Source organism: Shewanella sp. VK101 (assembly GCF_056497865.1).
The window spans coordinates 2,172,897-2,191,176 of record NZ_CM151402.1 but is presented as its reverse complement, the minus strand read 5'-3'; the positions used below and the strand labels follow the sequence as shown (position 1 = coordinate 2,191,176).

20 protein-coding genes are annotated in these 18,280 nt (G+C 52.1%); 15 read left to right on the top strand and 5 right to left on the bottom strand.

Annotated elements, in window-relative coordinates:
• The first annotated feature begins 281 nt into the window (after positions 1-281).
• The 15 genes from ACSHSR_RS09990 to ACSHSR_RS09920 all read left to right on the top strand — a co-directional run bounded on the left by ACSHSR_RS09990 (position 282) and on the right by ACSHSR_RS09920 (position 14,085).
• Complete coding sequence (locus ACSHSR_RS09990; RefSeq protein ID WP_037474479.1) at positions 282-1,916, top strand: methyl-accepting chemotaxis protein; 1,635 nt, start codon at positions 282-284, stop codon at positions 1,914-1,916.
• 130 nt (positions 1,917-2,046) lie between these two features.
• Complete coding sequence (locus ACSHSR_RS09985) at positions 2,047-2,436, top strand: ACT domain-containing protein (protein ID WP_025010258.1); 390 nt, start codon at positions 2,047-2,049, stop codon at positions 2,434-2,436.
• Between the two features lie 79 nt (positions 2,437-2,515).
• A complete protein-coding gene (locus ACSHSR_RS09980) occupies positions 2,516-2,773 on the top strand; it encodes an HPr family phosphocarrier protein (RefSeq protein ID WP_028779985.1) in 258 nt (85 codons plus the stop codon).
• 11 nt (positions 2,774-2,784) lie between these two features.
• Complete coding sequence (ptsP, locus tag ACSHSR_RS09975; protein ID WP_028779986.1) at positions 2,785-4,488, top strand: phosphoenolpyruvate--protein phosphotransferase; 1,704 nt, start codon at positions 2,785-2,787, stop codon at positions 4,486-4,488.
• Between the two features lie 121 nt (positions 4,489-4,609).
• On the top strand, positions 4,610-5,119 hold the full coding sequence (crr, locus tag ACSHSR_RS09970; protein ID WP_144128426.1) for a PTS glucose transporter subunit IIA: 510 nt from the start codon (positions 4,610-4,612) through the stop codon (positions 5,117-5,119).
• A gap of 546 nt (positions 5,120-5,665) precedes the next feature.
• Entirely contained in the window at positions 5,666-6,196 is a 531-nt protein-coding gene (locus tag ACSHSR_RS09965; protein WP_208123423.1) for a hypothetical protein, read from the top strand.
• A 441-nt stretch (positions 6,197-6,637) separates the two neighbouring features.
• Positions 6,638-6,988 (top strand): ArsC family reductase, encoded by a 351-nt coding sequence (locus ACSHSR_RS09960; protein ID WP_025010255.1) that lies wholly within the window; start codon positions 6,638-6,640, stop codon positions 6,986-6,988.
• Positions 6,985-8,118 carry a succinyl-diaminopimelate desuccinylase gene (gene dapE, locus ACSHSR_RS09955; protein WP_208138677.1) on the top strand — a complete coding sequence of 378 codons (1,134 nt, stop codon included), beginning with the start codon at positions 6,985-6,987 and terminating at the stop codon, positions 8,116-8,118. Before ACSHSR_RS09960 ends, dapE begins: the two co-directional genes overlap by 4 nt.
• A gap of 3 nt (positions 8,119-8,121) precedes the next feature.
• Entirely contained in the window at positions 8,122-8,847 is a 726-nt protein-coding gene (locus ACSHSR_RS09950) for a M15 family metallopeptidase (RefSeq protein WP_101058725.1), read from the top strand.
• A 127-nt stretch (positions 8,848-8,974) separates the two neighbouring features.
• Positions 8,975-9,808, top strand: a complete 834-nt coding sequence (locus tag ACSHSR_RS09945; RefSeq protein WP_101058724.1) for an alpha/beta fold hydrolase — start codon at positions 8,975-8,977, stop codon at positions 9,806-9,808.
• 103 nt (positions 9,809-9,911) lie between these two features.
• Positions 9,912-10,523, top strand: a complete 612-nt coding sequence (gene can, locus ACSHSR_RS09940) for a carbonate dehydratase (protein WP_044734561.1) — start codon at positions 9,912-9,914, stop codon at positions 10,521-10,523.
• A gap of 237 nt (positions 10,524-10,760) precedes the next feature.
• On the top strand, positions 10,761-11,948 hold the full coding sequence (gene kdnA / locus ACSHSR_RS09935; protein WP_096141905.1) for an 8-amino-3,8-dideoxy-alpha-D-manno-octulosonate transaminase KdnA: 1,188 nt from the start codon (positions 10,761-10,763) through the stop codon (positions 11,946-11,948).
• A gap of 20 nt (positions 11,949-11,968) precedes the next feature.
• Positions 11,969-13,039 (top strand): 3-deoxy-alpha-D-manno-octulosonate 8-oxidase KdnB, encoded by a 1,071-nt coding sequence (gene kdnB / locus ACSHSR_RS09930; protein ID WP_025890026.1) that lies wholly within the window; start codon positions 11,969-11,971, stop codon positions 13,037-13,039.
• Positions 13,040-13,107: 68 nt separating this feature from the next.
• Positions 13,108-13,845, top strand: a complete 738-nt coding sequence (kdsB, locus tag ACSHSR_RS09925) for an 8-amino-3,8-dideoxy-manno-octulosonate cytidylyltransferase KdsB (protein ID WP_025010251.1) — start codon at positions 13,108-13,110, stop codon at positions 13,843-13,845.
• A 21-nt stretch (positions 13,846-13,866) separates the two neighbouring features.
• Positions 13,867-14,085, top strand: a complete 219-nt coding sequence (locus ACSHSR_RS09920; RefSeq protein ID WP_025010250.1) for a DUF2897 family protein — start codon at positions 13,867-13,869, stop codon at positions 14,083-14,085.
• A 73-nt stretch (positions 14,086-14,158) separates the two neighbouring features.
• Here ACSHSR_RS09920 and ACSHSR_RS09915 read toward each other — a convergent pair whose 3' ends face one another.
• From ACSHSR_RS09915 to pgl, 5 genes are all read right to left on the bottom strand, one after another.
• Complete coding sequence (locus ACSHSR_RS09915; protein ID WP_232785992.1) at positions 14,159-14,575, bottom strand: hypothetical protein; 417 nt, start codon at positions 14,573-14,575, stop codon at positions 14,159-14,161.
• Positions 14,576-14,608: 33 nt separating this feature from the next.
• Positions 14,609-14,845 carry a hypothetical protein gene (locus tag ACSHSR_RS09910; RefSeq protein WP_141250904.1) on the bottom strand — a complete coding sequence of 79 codons (237 nt, stop codon included), beginning with the start codon at positions 14,843-14,845 and terminating at the stop codon, positions 14,609-14,611.
• A gap of 229 nt (positions 14,846-15,074) precedes the next feature.
• Positions 15,075-15,716 carry a bifunctional 4-hydroxy-2-oxoglutarate aldolase/2-dehydro-3-deoxy-phosphogluconate aldolase gene (locus tag ACSHSR_RS09905; protein ID WP_096141904.1) on the bottom strand — a complete coding sequence of 214 codons (642 nt, stop codon included), beginning with the start codon at positions 15,714-15,716 and terminating at the stop codon, positions 15,075-15,077.
• 19 nt (positions 15,717-15,735) lie between these two features.
• Positions 15,736-17,562 (bottom strand): phosphogluconate dehydratase, encoded by a 1,827-nt coding sequence (gene edd / locus ACSHSR_RS09900; protein ID WP_096141903.1) that lies wholly within the window; start codon positions 17,560-17,562, stop codon positions 15,736-15,738.
• A gap of 9 nt (positions 17,563-17,571) precedes the next feature.
• Entirely contained in the window at positions 17,572-18,276 is a 705-nt protein-coding gene (gene pgl, locus ACSHSR_RS09895; RefSeq protein ID WP_044734564.1) for a 6-phosphogluconolactonase, read from the bottom strand.
• Positions 18,277-18,280: the final 4 nt, after the last annotated feature.

Below are 18,280 nucleotides of genomic sequence, written 5' to 3'. Positions count from 1 at the left end.
GAGCCGATTTTGTTTAAAAATCAAAGTGAAAACAACAAATTAGCCCTTTACTTATGACATGTGTGATCCAACACATCTTAAGCTTTTGATATTAGAGCCGATATCCAGAATGCAGCCTCGAAGGCATGAGGCCTGTTTTCCCCTCTGTTGGCAAGATTTAACGCGAACAATGAGCGCGATCAACAAAGCAATACACACAAGGTAAAAAGGTTTCACTTGGTTTTTCCATCGCGTTATAGTCGCTGCCAACTACCTAATAAGAAATAACAAAGGAGTACAAAATGGCATTACTCAGGAAGCTCACCATTCTTCAGCGCCTTATCCTTATGTTGGTTCTGGCCGCGATAGGCACCCTGTGTTTCGCCAGTTTTTCCATCAAAGAACAGTATGACAATCTGATAACCCAGAAATGGCTGCAAAATGATGCCCAGTTGAACACGGCCCTGTCTGTAGTTGCCGCACATCGCACTCAGGCACAGGCGGGTAAACTGACTCTCGAAGAGGCGCAACAGGAGTCGGCCGCCTTGATCGGTCAGATGCGTTATGGCCGTGAAGGCTACTTTATTCTGTTGTCGGATCAGGGCAAGATCATCGCTCACGGCGCCGAGCCTTCGCTGGTGGGTCAAGCCATTGCCGGTTATCGCATCAAAGACGGCAGCAATCCGCTGGCCCAGCTACAACAACAAGCCAAGGCCAATGGCACAGGCAAACTCAGCTATGAGATCCGCAACCCGGCCAGTGGCAATAGCGAAGAAAAGCTCACCGAATCCAGATATGACAAAGATTGGGGCTGGACCCTGCTGACCGGCACATATATCAGCGATGTCAACGCCACCATGAAGTCAGTCTCAATCGATTATTTGATCATTATGATGTTGATTTCAGCGCCGATTTTCATCTTCTTCCTGGTGCTCAATCAATCCATTACCGCACCGCTCAAGACCGCCATCGCCGCAATGGAGGATATTGCCCAAGGTGAAGGCGACCTCAGTAAAAGGCTCGAGGGTCAAGGCCGTGATGAAGTGGCTGCACTCGCCCGTGCCTTTAACAGTTTTGTAGAGAAGATAGGTAGAACCGTCAGCGAACTGCAGCCACTTGGTGCATCGCTGGGCGAGGACGCCGAGCACCTGACAGTTGCAGTCAAAGAGTCCAACCACAGCGCCGATAACATCCACAGAGAAACCGCCAGCGTGGCTACCGCCGTGAATCAGATGCTGGCAACCACACAGGAGATGGCCAACAATACCCAGCAGGCTGCCGATGCCGCTTCCAGCGTCAAACAACAAGCCCTCAGCGGTAAAGAGACCATGGATGCAACACTGGCAAACTGCCAGGAGCTGGTGCGCGAACTGCAGGCTGCAGAAAATCTTACCGAAACCCTGGGTCAGGCTTCAGGCAGAATTGGCGGCATTCTCGACGTTATCCGCACCATTGCCGAACAAACCAACCTTTTGGCACTCAACGCCGCCATCGAAGCCGCCCGCGCAGGTACTCACGGCCGCGGCTTTGCGGTAGTGGCCGATGAAGTGCGCGCCCTTGCCAACCGCACTCAGGACTCCACCAACGAAATACACAAGCTGATCAGTGAAATTCAATCCGGTGTCAGCGCCGTTATGGAGAGTAACAGCCAAACACAGAGCCAATCCTCCGAGCTGCAAAAACAGGCCGAAGCGGCAGGCTCTGCCATGGATCAAATCCTTTCCCTGGTCGCGCAGATAAGCGATATGAATACCCAACTTGCCAGCGCTACCGAAGAGCAATCTTTGGTGACCGAAGAGATCAATCGCAATGTCAGCACCATTTCTGAGCTGACTCAAGTTTCAGTGCAAGCCAATGCCAGCAACCAAAGCGCGGCGATGTCGCTTGAGCAGATCAGCCAGAACATGCGCCGCACTCTGGGACAATTCAAGATCTAACATCTCGAGGGGCAGAACGTATTCTGCCCCTTTCTTATTGTGATAAGCTAATACTGAGTTTGCCATGGCGGTAGGATGACACCGCAGCGGCGGCCATTAGGTCGCCCGGGCGAGAAAAGAGGTATTGGCTTTGCGCATGACATTGGCGGTCTATCCGCAGCTATTCACTATCCACAGTTTCAGCTCAGATACTCAGGTTCCGGCCGAGGTACTCAGCCAGCCGCTGTTTTTTATCGCCAAAACCCGCGAGGAACTCTCGGTTGTCGTCGATTGTAAACTGGAGCTCGATAGCCTGGAGCAGGAAGAAGACTGGCGTTGTCTTGAGCTTTTAGGGCCACTCGGCTTTTCCATGACGGGTATCATGGCCAGAGTCTCGGCGACTCTCGCCGATGCCCATGTGAGTATTTTTACTGTTTCAACCTTCGATACCGACTATATATTGCTGAAGAAAGATAAGTTGGATACCGCCATTCGCGCCCTCAGAAAGCAGCAATATCAGGTTATTGAATATGGCAATTGACGGCTTGTTCGCCGGAGTATTGCAAAACGTCAGCCGTTACCGGATATTATTCAGTTAATTACATGAGTCAAAGAAGTCTATGTACGAAAAAACCGTCACTATTACCGCCAAACACGGGATCCATACCCGCCCTGCCGCACTGCTGGTAAAAGAGGCGAAACAGTACGATTGTGATGTGATGGTTGAGTGCCAGGGCAAACAAGCCAGTGCCAAGAGTCTGTTCAAGTTGCAGACACTGGGGCTCTATCAAGGCGTGTCTGTCAGAGTATTTGCCGAAGGTGAACAAGCTCGCGAAGCCGTTGAACGGGTGTCGGAACTGTTGATCACCTTAAGTTGAGAGGAACACAGATGCGCCTCGCCGGAATTGCAGTCTCATCGGGTATCGCCTTCGGAGAAGCGGTAGTCTACAACCCCTTTGACAACAGCATGGATTACCGCCTGCTGCCACTTGCCAAAATCCCTCAAGAGCTGAATAAGCTCACCCAGGCACTGCAGCGCTTGTGCCAGCAGTTACAGACCAGCCTGGATAAACTGACCGAAGATTCAGACAACTTCCAATTGGTGGAAGCCGATCTGCTGCTACTGGAAGATGCCGAACTTATTCAACAAATTCGCGAGTCCATCAGCGGGCTGCAGTTTTCAGCCACAGCGGCGGTAGAGCGGGTCTTTGCCCACCAGGCCAGTGAACTTGAAGCGTTGGAAGACCCTTACCTTGCAAACCGGGCCCAGGACGTACGCTGCCTCGGCAGACGACTTATCAGCAGTATCAACGGCGCCGATGCCGATGGCCTGGATAAACTCAAACATGACTCCATCTTGTTGGCCCAGGATCTGACACCGGCGGAATTTGCCCTGCTGCCCCTTGAACATATCAAAGGCATCATACTGAAGACCGGTGGCCTCACCAGCCACACGGCTATCCTGGCCCGTGCCGCCGGCATCCCCGCCCTGCTTTCCTGCAACTATCAAACAGGCAATATCAATGCCGGCGATCCGCTCATTCTGGATGCCAACCAAGGTGCCTTATTTGTTCGCCCGGAGCAAACCGAAGTCACAGAGCTTAAGCAGAGATTTGAGCGCGAGCAGGCAAGACGCAGCGCACTGGAGCAATACCGGGACAGGCAGACCCAGACCCAGGACGGCAAACGTATCAGCCTAATGGCCAACGTGGGTAACCTCAATGAGATCTCCCGTCTGCCCCAGGTCGGCGCGGAAGGAATAGGCCTGTTTCGTACCGAATTCATGCTGATGGATGTCAGTTGCATTCCAGATGAAAAGGCTCAGTACAACCTTTATTGCGATGCCCTGCAGCTGCTCAACGGCCAGCCCTTCACCATACGCACTCTGGATATAGGTGCAGACAAGGAACTGCCTTGCCTGGATCAGGCAATAGAAGACAATCCTGCGCTTGGCATGCGCGGCGTGCGCTACACCCTTAAACATCCTGAAATTCTGCAGACACAACTACGGGCCGTATTGCGCGCCGCCAATCATGGTCCGGTTCGGTTGATGCTGCCCATGGTTAATCAGGTTGAAGAGTTGGACGCCGTACTGGATATGCTGGAGCACTGCAAACAGCAGCTCAGCGAGGCCGAGAAAGGCTATGGAGAAATCACCCTTGGCATAGTGGTGGAAACCCCTGCCGCGGTTATGAACCTGCCAACGCTGCTGCCAAAGCTGGACTTTATCAGCATAGGTACCAATGACTTGACGCAATATGCCATGGCGGCGGACAGGACCAACCCTGAATTAACCCGGGATTATCCCTCATTTTCACCGGCGATCCTCAGGCTGATTGCCATGACAATAGCAGACGCCAAAGCGGCCAACATCAGGGTGTCTTTGTGCGGAGAGCTGGCAGGTGATCCGCGCATTGCGCCAATACTGATGGGCATGGGGCTGGACGAGTTGTCGGTCAACCCCGGCTCTGTGCTGGAAGTCAAAGCGGCGCTGTGCGAGGGTAACTTCAGTCAATTTGCAGACCAGGCCAAAAAAGCACTCGCCTGCACTCGATTGTCTGAATTGACATCCTTGATCTCCCTCTGTCATTAAGGCTGTTAATTCAGTATGCTAAGCAAAAATCCCCTTCCCCAACCTGAACGTTGTCGAGGGACTGTTTAACCGGAAACCAGAAGTCATCCGGAAACCAAAAACAAAAAGGACAAAACAACCCATGGGATTTTTAAGCCGGATCCGCCGCATGGTATCGGGGCAGCCCAACATAGAAGGCGGCATAAAAGTTTATGCCCCTATCAGTGGCGATATTGTTGCCATTGAAAAAGTCCCGGATGTGGTCTTCGCCGAAAAGATTGTCGGCGATGGCATCGCCATAGAGCCCAAAGGCCAGTTTATGCTGGCGCCGATTGACGGCACTATAGGCAAAATTTTTGAGACCAACCATGCTTTCAGCATAGAGTCGCCCCAAGGGTTGGAGCTGTTTGTTCACTTTGGCGTTGGTACCATAGAACTTAGAGGAAAAGGCTTCAAACGCCTGGCCCAGGAAGGCCAGGACGTTAAAGCCGGCGAACCTATACTGGAGTTTGACCTCAATTTTCTCAAAGATCAGGTCAACAGCCTGCTCACCCCTGTGGTGCTGGCTAATATGGAAGACGTTAAGTATCTGGAAAAACGCCAGGGTAGCGTCAGCGCCGGCAAAGATGTGATATTTACAGTTCAGGTTTAGATGGCTGGCAAACGGATAACGCTCAAGTGCATTATTTGTCCGAGTGCATTTGAGCTTCTCCAAGGCCACAAAAGCGCATCTGCCCCTTCCAGTACTGATAACCAAGTCTGCAGGCCATGGTAGAGCCACCATGAGACTTATTCAAACCAATCCTGAAGGCTCAACATTGCATCATCTTTCCGCTTATCTCACCTTTTAGTGATTGATTAACCCGAAAATGCTATTTATTGTCTATAAAACTCAGTATGTTAGACATAACAAATTCAAAGGTGGACGCTTGAGCTATTGAACTTGAGCTGAAAAGATTGGAGTCTTTCTCAAATAATACAGAAAAGGTGAACAGGCCATGGGTGAACTGAATGCATTATTCCATAAAGTACTGGGTTGACTCGTCAATGTTAGCTATCGAGTGAATTGCAGCCTGTCTCCCCCATGTCAGAATCCCTTATACCGTAAATTTGCGGGCTCACCTGCAAACTCAGCACAATGGCCAGTACAAAACTTGACCACTAACTATCTGTAAAATTGACAGTTTAGGACTTGAACATGACAACAATCAGTGAAGAATACTATGTTTTATCAAATAACTATTCAAAGGTGAACTTCGTTGTCAATATGGAAGATGATCGAGAGTTTAGCTTGTTGATGGACAAGGAAATATCAACATCTACCCCAGTGAACTTTGAATGCATTAGTTTAAAGAGTTTTGAAAGCATTGCGGCTCCCTTTGATGTATCTGTCAATACAGAGATATTATTTGACTTGGACTTTCTTCCCACTCTATCTGAGTTGGAACTATATCAAACCTCTCTCATTCCCGCTAAAGTTATCAACAAAGACTATATATACCTTCACTGTTACAACATCATAAATATAGAAGAAGAATGTATAGGTTTCGATTTTAGCAAGTTATCCAATATACCGTTAGAGAAGAGGTTAGCCTTTAAACCTTCTTTGGGCGCTATTGTTGTTTTCTTTCACAAATCAATAATGGATAAGCTTAATAGCGTTAAGGAAATGCAATACGTTAAACATAAGAAAGCTTCCGATTGGTCTATAGAATGGGAAATGTCGTGATTCGTAGCAAGTTTACAACTGGCGATATAACGCATCTGGTTTACCACTAACCAAAAAGTGATTGAATTTAAAGCATAATTTTAAAGAATAAGTTGTATAGATACGTTCCTTATCTGAAGGGTTCTCACCCTAAACTGCCCGCTTCAAGTGGTGCTTTCACGACAGCCTAATCAGCTCATTGGTGACAGACTCAGGTTTGGGATCTGAATTCGGGGGAAAGGTCAAAGTCATCCAGTTGACATACAGACATCAGGTTGGTTTTTCTCTTTTGTGGAAAGCCAAACCTCTTCCACTGACCCCGGGGTCACTATGCCTTGGTCACACAAAGCGCCGGCGAGACGTATGAATTGCCCCATCAAGATAGCCCTTTTCATCGGTTTTGCCTTTGTTATACTCGCTGACAATCACGAACTATAAGCAATACAGAGAGACGGACTCGTCATGACAGATAGACTCTATGGGATTAAGAACTGCGACACGGTAAAAAAAGCACGAAAATGGTTGGAGGCCAAGGGCCAGCAAGTGACTTTTGTGGATTTTCGTGAGCAGGAACTATCACAAGACACACTCAAGGCCTGGGTCGAGCGCATCGGCTGGGAGGCGGTGCTGAACAAACGCTCCACCAGTTTCCGTGCGCTGGATGACGCCGATAAGCAGGATATTGATAGTGCCAAGGCGATATCCCTGATGCTGGCCAATCCAACCCTTATCAAACGCCCTGTATTGACCCGAGGTCAAGATGTGATGACCGGTTTTAAAGAAGCCGACTACCAAGCGTGGTTCGGACTATGAGTCAGCAGGTGCTTGAACTTGCCAAGGAGTTGATCTCCAGGGCATCTGTTACCCCTCTGGATGAAGGCTGTCAGGCATTGATGGCCGAGCGACTCGCCAAACTGGGCTTTGCCAACGAGTCCATGGTATTTGAAGATACCACCAATCTCTGGTCTCGCCGCGGTACTGAAGGACCGGTATTTTGTTTTGCCGGCCATACAGATGTGGTACCGCCGGGGGACTTGGCCAATTGGCATACTCCGCCCTTCGAGCCAGTGGTCATCGACGACTATCTTCACGGCCGCGGCGCCGCAGATATGAAAGGCTCGCTGGCGGCCATGGTGGTGGCCACCGAGCGTTTTGTGACCGCCCATCCGAACCATCAAGGCTCTATCGCTTTTCTGATCACCAGCGATGAAGAAGGCCCCTTTATCAACGGCACCACCCGGGTGATAGACACCCTGGAAGCGCGCAATGAAAAGATCACCTGGGCCTTGGTCGGTGAGCCATCCAGTACCCTCAAACTGGGCGATGTGGTCAAAAATGGCCGCCGCGGCAGCCTCACCGGCAATCTCGTCGTCAAGGGTATTCAAGGACATGTGGCCTACCCTCACCTGGCGGATAACCCAGTGCACAAGGCTGCGCCGGCGTTGGCCGAACTTGCCGCCATGCAATGGGACAAAGGCAATGAGTTTTTCCCGCCGACCAGTTTTCAGATAGCCAATATCAACGGTGGCACCGGGGCGTCCAACGTGATCCCGGGTGAGCTTAAGGTAATGTTCAACTTCCGTTACTCCACCGAAGTCACCGCCGAAGAGCTGATTAAGCGGGTCGAGAATATCCTCGATGCCCATGGACTGAATTATGAGCTTGGCTGGATCTTTAATGGCCTGCCATTTTTGACCGGCGATGGCCCGCTGCTTGAAGCGACCCGCCAAGCGATTAAAGAGGTAACAGGCTCAGATACCGACCCGCAAACCTCGGGCGGCACTTCAGATGGGCGCTTTATTGCCCCTACCGGTGCTCAGGTAATAGAGCTGGGTCCGGTGAATGCCACCATTCATAAGGTTAATGAGTGCGTTAAAGTCGCGGATCTCGAGCTGTTGGCCCAGTGTTATCAGCGTATCCTGGAAAAACTGTTGTTGGAGTAAGTGATGGCAAGGGGCGATTTTCTCTACGGCCTTGAGACTGAAGCAGAGCCGCAAAGGACACTGGTTAGTCTAAGCGGCAGTGAAAGCGGTTCAGGCGCTGAAGTTTGGCTGGAAGCCGAGACGGCCAAGGCCTTTCTTGAGATGCAGGCCGCCGCCGAGCAAGATGGCATCGCCCTGGCCATCTGCTCGGGTTATCGCAGCTTTGAGCGTCAACTCGCGATTTGGAATGCCAAAGCCTTAGGGAAGCGTCCTCTACTGGATAAAGACTCACTCCCTGTGGGTGCCATCGGCGCGCTCAGTGATGATGAGTTAGTGGCGCTTATTTTGCTTTGGTCGGCGCTGCCTGGCGCCTCTCGCCACCACTGGGGGACGGACGTGGATCTATTCGACAGCGCCCAAATCAGCAAGCATGAACTCAAGTTAATTAACGCCGAGTATGAACCCCAGGGCCCTTGCTATGAATTGGACCTGTGGCTGGACGAGCGCGCCCTGGATTTTGGCTTCTACCGCCCTTTTCAGGCGGGACTCAGTGGCGTTAGCCCGGAGCGTTGGCATTTGAGTTTCCTGCCAAAGGCCAAAGGGTTTCTCGAGCAGTTTGATAGCGAGCGTCTGCGGCAAATACTCGACCACAGTGACGTCACACTCAAGCAAGGTTTGCTTCGGCGTTTGCCGGAACTGGTCGAGACTTATGTCAGGCACGTTGCCCCCTATCCGGTTGGATTCAAATAAGTACCTTTGAAGTACGTTTGAAAAAGCGAGTTTAAATAAACATCATGCGATTTCGCGCTCAGATCCTAAGCCGGCAAACTTGGGGTATCCTGTGTCCCAAACAATAAATCCGGGATACCTTTCAACAATGACTGACTTCAATCAATATCGGCAGCAAATCGAGCTCAGAGGCGAAATCCTCAGCTATTTGGATATAGGCCAGGGCCCTGTGCTACTGCTCGGCCACAGCTACCTTTGGGACGCCACCATGTGGCAACAGCAACTGCCTGTACTGGCGAAACACTACCGCTGCATAGTGCCGGATCTCTGGGGCCATGGACAGTCAGGCGCGATTCCCGCGCATACCGAGAGCCTGGCGGATATCGCCACCGATATGTTGACCTTGATGGATAAACTCAGCGTCGATGAATTCACTGTCATCGGCTTGTCGGTCGGCGCCATGTGGGGGGCCGAGCTGGTTCTGAAGGCGCCTTCAAGAGTCAAGGCGTTGGTGATGATGGGCAGCTTCCTCGGCTTTGAGCCCGAAGTTACCCGCAACAAATATATGGCCATGTTGGATGGCATCAGCCAATTGGGGCAAATTCCTGCGCCCATGGCCGAGCAGATAGCACCTATGTTTTTTGCCGTAACCACAGCAAGTCTACGGCCGCAACTGCTGAGTGATTTCGCCAGCGCCCTGCAAAGTATTTCACCAGAGCGTATCCCTGATACCGTCGCCATGGGCAAACTGATTTTCAATCGCCGTGACGCCATGGAAGATGCCGATAACTTGACCCTGCCCTGTTTAATCATGTCAGGAGTAGAAGACACGGCGCGCACTGTACTGGAATCCTTTTTAATGGTCGATGCCATAGACGGCGCCGAGATGGTGCAGATACCGGCAGCCGGCCATATTTCTGTGTTGGAACAGGGCGATTTTATCAACCAAGCCCTGCTGACGTTTCTTGAAAAGCATCACTGAAATCCGGCCGCGATGGATAGACCAGCGCGGCTTTATTTTCTGATACACTGCCGGAAATAAACCGGACACTGTGGTGTTCCCATAAGCTATTTTGTGAGCCTGAATGAAAATACTGAAACCGCTTTTTGAAAACAACCGCCGCTGGGCAGCCAGAATAAGCACAGAAAACCCACAGTTTTTCGAGCAACTGGCCAAACAGCAAAACCCCGAATATCTGTGGATAGGTTGTTCCGACAGCCGGGTACCCTCTAACCAGATCATAGATCTAATGCCGGGGGAAGTATTTGTACATCGCAATATCGCCAACATGGTGATCCACACAGATCTCAACTGTTTGTCTGTTCTGCAATATGCGGTCGATGTCCTCAAGGTGAAACATATCATGGTGGTGGGCCACTACGGCTGCGGCGGCGTCAGGGCCGCCATGGGTACCGACAGACTCGGGCTTATCGACAACTGGCTGGGGCATCTCAGGGATATCTACCGCCTGCACCATCAGGAGCTTGAACACCTCAATGACAAGCAGAAGTTTGACCGCCTCTGTGAGCTCAATGTGATTGAGCAGGTCGCCAATGTCACCAGCAGCAACATAGTCCAGGAAGCCTGGGCCAAGGGACAAAATCTGTCGATACACGGCTGGATATATGGAATAGACAATGGGCTTTTGACCGATCTTGACGTCACAGTGGATGGCGGACATCAAAGGGTGGAATGATCCAAACAGACAAGGGGCGCAGCAGCGCCCCTTGCTTTATCGGTGAAATTTTACGCAGTTGGATTTTTTCCGAAAGAAAGCATCGCAGTATGTTGGCCACCCCGTTATAATTCTGCAGTTAACACGGGTGCTCAGTCATCCGGTCACCCGGCGCATTTCGCGTGACAGCCTTATGGCATAAGGCCTTTTCTGGCGTGACCCTCCCAGAGCACAACACTATCTAAGGAGACACCTTCCATGCCCGGTTTTGAATTGTTTGGTCCTGAAGAAAAACAGGAAGTAGCAGACGTCATGGAGAACGGATTCACCTTCCGTTACAACTTTGATGCCATGCGTAATGATCGCTGGAAAACCCGCGATATGGAGCAGCTCTTATGTGACAAGATGAATGTCAAGCATGCTCACCTGCTCTCCAGCGGTACTGCCGCCCTGCAAACCGCGCTGGCCGCCGCCGGTATCGGCGCCGGGGATGAAGTGATTGTTCCTCCTTTCACCTTTGTCGCTTCTGTTGAGGCAGTATTCATGGCCGGCGCCATTCCGGTATTTGCCGAAATCGATGAGACTCTGTGTCTGTCACCAGAAGGAATTGAAGCCGCCATCACTCCACGCACCAAGGCGGTAAACCTGGTACACATGTGCGGTTCCATGGCCAAGATGGACGAAATCAAAGCCATCTGTGAAAAACACAATCTGGTACTGCTGGAAGATGCCTGTCAGGCTATCGGCGGCAGCTACAAAGGTCAGGCACTGGGTACCATAGGTGCTGTAGGTTGTTTCTCTTTCGACTCGGTTAAAACCATCACCTGTGGTGAAGGTGGCGCTGTGATCACCAATGATGAAACCATCTACAACCACGCCCACATGTTCTCTGACCACGGCCATGATCATATAGGTAATGACCGCGGCGCCGAGTCTCACCCTATCATGGGTCTCAACTTCCGTATCAGCGAGATGAACGCCGCCCTGGGTCTGGCTCAGCTGCGCAAACTGGACACCATAGTGGAGATCCAGCGTCGCAACAAAAAGCTTATCAAAGACGCCATGGCCGATATTGAAGAAGTTACTTTCCGCGAAATTCCGGATCCTGAAGGCGACAGCGCCGGTTTCCTCAGCTTTATGCTGCCAACCGAGCAGCGCACTCAGGAAGTCAGCAAGTCGCTGGCTGCCAACGGTGTAGATGGTTGCTTCTACTGGTATGTCAACAACTGGCACTACCTGAAGAACTGGCATCACATTCAGCAGCTCAAGAGCCCTGCTGCCCTGCCGATCACATTAATCGAAGATCGTCCGGATTATACTAAGGTTTCTGTGCCCAAATCTGACGCTATCATGAGCCGGACCATTTCCATGCTAATCAAGCTGTCCTGGACTGAAGAACAGATTGCCGAGCGCATTGCCAACATCAAGAAAGCATTTGCCCAATAACCTAAAGGGAGCTGGTTGCTATGAGTTTCAAGAATTTTAAAGTCGTCCCCAAAATGATCTTTGGTCGCGGTTCTTTTGTCCAACTGGACGAAGTGCTGGCCGCCGAGCGCAAAGAAGCCAACGATTTCGTGGTTTTCGTAGTGGATGACGTTCACAAGGGCAAGCCACTGGAAGGCCGTTTGCCTTTGAAAGAGCAAGATTTCTTGCTGTGGGTCAATGTCGATGACGAGCCAACCACAGAGCAGGTTGACAGCCTTACCGAGCAGGTTCAGGCATTCAACAGCAAACTGCCAGTGAGTGTAGTCGGTCTTGGCGGCGGCGCCACCATGGACCTGGCCAAAGCCGTATCTTTGATGCTGACCAACCCAGGCGGTTCTGCCAAGTATCAGGGCTGGGATCTGATCAAGAACCCTGCGATTCACCATATCGGTATCCCTACCATTTCCGGTACAGGTGCCGAAGCTTCACGTACTGCGGTGCTGTGCGGCCCTGAGCGTAAACTGGGTCTGAACTCTGACTACACAGTATTCGATCAGATCATCATGGACTCCGAGCTGATTGCCGGCGTACCCACAGACCAATGGTTCTACACAGGTATGGACTGCTATATCCACTGTGTTGAGTCTCTGCAAGGTACCTTCCTGAACGAGTTCTCCCGCGCCTACGCCGAGAAGTCCATGGATATGTGCCGTGAAGTCTTCCTGGGCGATCACCCTGAGAAAGACGACAAGCTGATGATGGCCTCCTTCATGGGCGGTATGAGTATCGCCTATAGCCAGGTAGGTGCCTGTCATGCGGTTTCTTACGGTCTGTCTTATATCCTGGGTTATCACCACGGTATTGGTAACTGTATCGCCTTCGACGTACTGGAAGAATTCTACCCTGAAGGGGTTGAAGAGTTTCGCGCCATGATGAAGAAGCACAACATCCAGTTGCCTAAAAACATCTGTAAAGATCTGCCGGACGAAACCATTGCCGCCATGGTTAAAGTCACCAAGAGCATGGGTCCTTTGTGGGCCAACGTCTATGGTGACAGCTGGCAGGAAAAAGTCACAGATGAGATGCTGACCAAGCTGTTCCGTCGTATCTAAGCCGGTAAATGACTGCTATGATTAGGGCTCTTTATGAGCCCTTTCTTCTTGAATACTAGGAAAATTGAATGAAAGTCACCCTGTTGATCCCTGCACGCTATGGTTCCAGCCGTTTTCCCGGCAAACCTCTGGCACCGATTAACGGTAAACCTATGATCCAGCACGTTTATGAGCGCGCCGGACTGGCCAAAGGGTTGGATAACATCTATGTGGCAACCGATGATGTACGCATCAAGGACGCTGTAGAGGCCTTTGGCGGCAATGTTGTGATGACCGGCGCCGAAGCGGCCTCCGGCACCGACAGGATTAACGATGCCATTACCCAATTGGGGTTGGCGGATGACGATCTGGTGATCAACCTGCAAGGGGATCAACCCCTGATCGATCCCATCTCCATAGAGCAGATCATCAGTCTGTTCCAGCGTCATCCCGGTGAGTTTGAAATGGCCACCCTCGGCTATCAGATCACCGAAGAGGAAGAGCTGGACGATCCCAAGCATGTGAAGATGGTGTTCGACAACGAATTCTATGCGCTTTATTTCTCCCGCGCCCGGATCCCATTCGGCCGTGATGTCAGCGACTACCCTGTCTATAAGCATCTTGGGGTTTATGCCTACACCCGTCGTTTTGTCGAGACCTTTGCCAAGCTGCCTTTGGGCAGACTGGAAGATCTGGAAAAACTGGAGCAACTGCGGGCCCTGGAATATGGTCACAAGATCAAGGTCGCCATCAGCGCATTTGACTCGCCAGAGGTAGATACACCTGAAGATATCCGCCGCTGTGAACAGCGCCTGGCCGTAGACTGAAGCAGGTAGCAAGAGATGGAAATGTCATCTTTGGAAGTCTGGTTGATCATCATTTTGGTGATAGGCGTTATTGCCAGCAACCTGGCAGTGCTCAAGTACAGTGCCAAGTTCAAAATGCCGCAATTTGGCCAGCACAGTAAAGACAAGCAGATAAAGCGTAAGGGTGAAGCCGCTGGCAACACGGATAAAGCCCCGAGCTCCCAGGCTGATGGAAAACATCAGGACAAAAACAAAGACTGACACAAAAAAGGCGCCATTGGCGCCTTTTCCATATCCATCTCTACTTAAACCTAGACTTGAACAGGGCTTAGGCTCAATAAAACTGCACATCGGAAACCCGGGTCAACCGGACACCATCAACCACCATCTGCCAGTCGCTTCCGACCCTGTGTGGCGGCTCTGACACTTCAAAACGACTGGAGATAAAACCGATCCCCACTTCAAAGTCGTTACCATCAAATTTCTGGATACCACCACTGATCGAGGTGCGGCTGTTGCCATCATAACGCTGATACTCCACAGAGCCATCGTGCTGAATAAGCAGATACATGTCAGCACTCTGCCACTCTCCGGCATACTCGGCCTTGTCCAGCGGCAAGGGCTGGCCGCAACCACCAAGGAGCCAGGCAAAAGCCAAAACCAGCATATATTTGAGACCGGAACATAGCCCGCTCAGTTTGCTGGCTTTAGATGAGTAAACAGATGAAGGAATTACCGCTGAGTCGTACATGACAAAACTCCTTTTAATCAGATCCTGAAACGATTAGTGACGAAAGCCGCTGGCGAAAAAGGTGTTTCCACAGGCAGGGCAAGACATTTTAATGGGTAACGGCTGAAATCCAAGTAAAACCATGATGCAGAGTCCAACTGGTACTGCTAACCAGTTGCCGGCAAAATGAGAAATGATCTTGGCTTCAGTGATATGGTCGGTTTGGGGCTGAAACGAACATGCCTGACAATGACAGGCGTTGTAATGCTTGATGATGCGCTCAAGTCTCACAAAAGGCTCCTCCCTGAGTCATACGGCTTATTTATCGGCAGCCGTTGCAGCAGCAACAGAACTGATCAATAAAAACCAATAGCCTACACTTTCCAAATCAAGCTACCCTAAAGCCAATAACAGTGCAAGCCAGCCTAAAGGACTAAAATTGTTGATTTTGTTGCCTATAAAAACACCGGAGCAAAGAAAAGGCTACCTCGGGTAGCCTTATTCATTCACTGCCTGATGCTCACAACGCTGCGATGGCTTCCTGGCATAGCCTGGTGATCCTGGCCCAGTCGCCCTGCTCCATCGCTTCCACCGGGGCAATCCAGCTGCCACCGATACAATCGACATTCCCCAGCGCCAGGTAGTCTTTATAGCTGCTCGGGGTGATCCCGCCGGTTGGGCAGAAACGGACATCGGCCAGTGGACCACTGAAAGCCTTGAGCGCATTGACCCCGCCTGAAGCCTCTGCCGGGAAGAACTTGAAGTGGGTATAGCCCAGACCCAGTCCCACCATGACTTCGGAGATACTGGCCACCCCAGGAATAAGCGGGATCTTACCGGCTTTACCCGCCTTGAGCAGTTCCACAGTCGCCCCCGGGGTGATGGCAAACTGAGCGCCGGCCTCTGCTGCCTGCGCCAATTGCGCTTCATTCAGTATGGTGCCGGCGCCGACCAAGGCTTCCGGTACCTCGGCAGCTATCCGCCCTATGGCCTCGAGGGCACAATCGGTACGCAGCGTCACTTCCAGTACCCGAATACCACCGGCAACCAAGGCCTTGGCCAGGGGCACCGCATGTTCAATCTTGTTGATAACCATTACCGGAATGATCGGGCTCAGTTTAAATATGTCCTGAGGTTGCAAGGACCAGTTATTCTCAAGCATGTACTTTATTCCTTAATGATTAGTAATAGTCATCTATGGCACTGGTACTGCGAGCACCGGTTTCAGGGCTGCTGAGATTGGCGCGCAGCGCACTGAACAACTCACGGCCCATACCGTAACGCACACTTCTCAATTCCACTTTATCGGCACTTCTTGCGGCCAGTTGCTGCTCATCGACCAGCAGACTGAGTTCGCCTTTTTCGGCATCGACCCGCACCAAATCACCGCTGTGCACCTTGGCTATCATACCGCCATCGAGCGCTTCCGGCGTCAGGTGAATGGCTGCGGGCACCTTGCCTGAGGCTCCTGACATGCGGCCATCGGTCACCAGGGCAACTTTAAAGCCCCTGTCCTGCAAAGTCCCGAGAATAGGCGTCAGCTTATGCAGCTCAGGCATGCCGTTGGCCTTGGGGCCTTGCCCCTTGACCACCACCACGCAGTCCTTATCCAGCTGACCACTGGTAAAGAGCTCATTGAGTTGATTCTGATCGTCGATAACCACAGCCGGTGCTTCCACCACTCTGTGTTGCTCCTGCACCGCAGAAACCTTGATAACCGCCCGGCCCAGATTGCCCTTGAGCAGCTTAAGACCACCGTTGCTCTGAAACGGCTTGACCACTGAAGTCAGCACTTCGCTGTCCAGACTTTCGGTCGGGCCATCCACCCAGCTGAGCTCGCCATTGAGCAACTTGGGCTCTTTGGTGTAACGCTCAAGACCAAAGCCGGCCACTGTGTTGACGTCTTGATGCAGTAAACCGGCATCCAGCAACTGCCGCACCAGATAAGCCATCCCACCGGCGGCATGGAAATGGTTGATGTCGGCATGGCCGTTGGGATAAACCCTGGCCAGCAGCGGCACTACATCCGACAGTTCGGAGAAATCGTCCCAGTTGACTATGATGCCGGCCGCACGGGCCGCCGCCACTATATGCATGGTGAGATTGGTCGAACCACCGGTGGCCAGCAGAGCCACTATGCCGTTGACTATCGACTTTTCACAAACCAGTTCGCCTATGGGGCTGTATTGGCTGCCAAGTTCGGTCAGACGGCACACCTGTTTGGCGGCCGCTTTATTGAGCGCCTCACGCAAAGGGTCGTCCGGATTAACAAATGAGGAGCCGGGTAACTGCAGCCCCATGACTTCCAGCATCAACTGGTTGCTGTTGGCCGTACCGTAGAAGGTACAGGTTCCCGCGCTGTGATAGGACTTGGACTCGGCTTCGAGCAAGGCGGCTCTATCGACCTTTCCTTCAGCAAACTGTTGGCGAATACGGGCTTTTTCCTTGTTGGGGATCCCGGACTTCATCGGTCCCGCCGGCACAAACAGCATGGGCAGATGACCAAAACTCAGGGCGCCAATCAGTAGCCCAGGGACTATCTTGTCACAAATACCCAGCAGTAAGGCACCATCAAACATATTGTGGGACAGGCCAACAGCGGTAGCCATGGCAATCACTTCACGGCTCAGCAGGCTGAGCTCCATTCCGGGTTGGCCCTGGGTAACACCGTCACACATGGCCGGTACACCGCCTGCCACCTGAGCAACGCTGCCCACTTCATTGCAGGCCTGTTTCAGCAATTCGGGATAGTGTTCATAGGGTTGGTGCGCCGAAAGCATGTCATTGAATGCTGTTACTATGCCTATGTTGGCCTTGGTCAGCTGGCGCAGGCTGTCTTTATCGGCCGGCTGACAAGCGGCAAACCCATGGGCCAGATTGCCGCAGCTCAAGCTGCTGCGGTGCACGCCCTTGGCTCTGGCTTCGGCCAATGCCGCCAGGTACTTACCCCTGTGCTCTTGGCTGCGGGCAATAATCCTGTCTGTTACGGCTTGAACTCTTGGGTGCATCTTGCCTCCTTAAGCGCTCCAGAACACATCGACCGGGGTCTTGCGCTGCGCCAACACGGCGCGGATCGGCATTTCCCTGGGATCGTCACTCTCGAGAGCTTGGTGATATACGGAAAGTTTGGTTTCACCGACCAGATGCAGATAGATCTGGCGGCTGCCGAGCACGGCTTTACGGCTCAGGCTGATCCTGGCGTGAGGCGCATTGCCCGGATGCACGGCACACAGCAGTGCATCGGTTTCCAGCGCCTCGGTCAGTTGCGCTTCGGGGGCGCAGGGAAACCAGGAGCAGGTATGACCATCATTGCCCATTCCCAGCACTACCACATCGAAAGGCCGTGGGAAGTTGGCCAACTGCTCTGTGGCCATACTCAAACCCGCTTCCGGGCTGGCAAACATATTCTTCAGGCCACGAAACTTGGCGCTGGCGGCGCGATTTTGCAGTAGATGCTCGCGCACCAGCCGCTCGTTGGAGTCCTTGTCTTCGGCATCCACCCAGCGCTCGTCGGCGAGCGTAATGTAAACATCACTCCAGTCGATCATCTTGTGGCTGAGCTCGGCAAACAGTTTCAGCGGCGTCGAACCACCGGAAACCACCAGGCTGGCCTTGCCGCGGCTATCTATCGCGTTTTGCAGCGCGCCGGCAATACGCTCGGCCAACTGGGCTTCCAGCGCAGTTGGGTTATCGAACGATTTGAATACGGTTTCTTTAATCATGCTG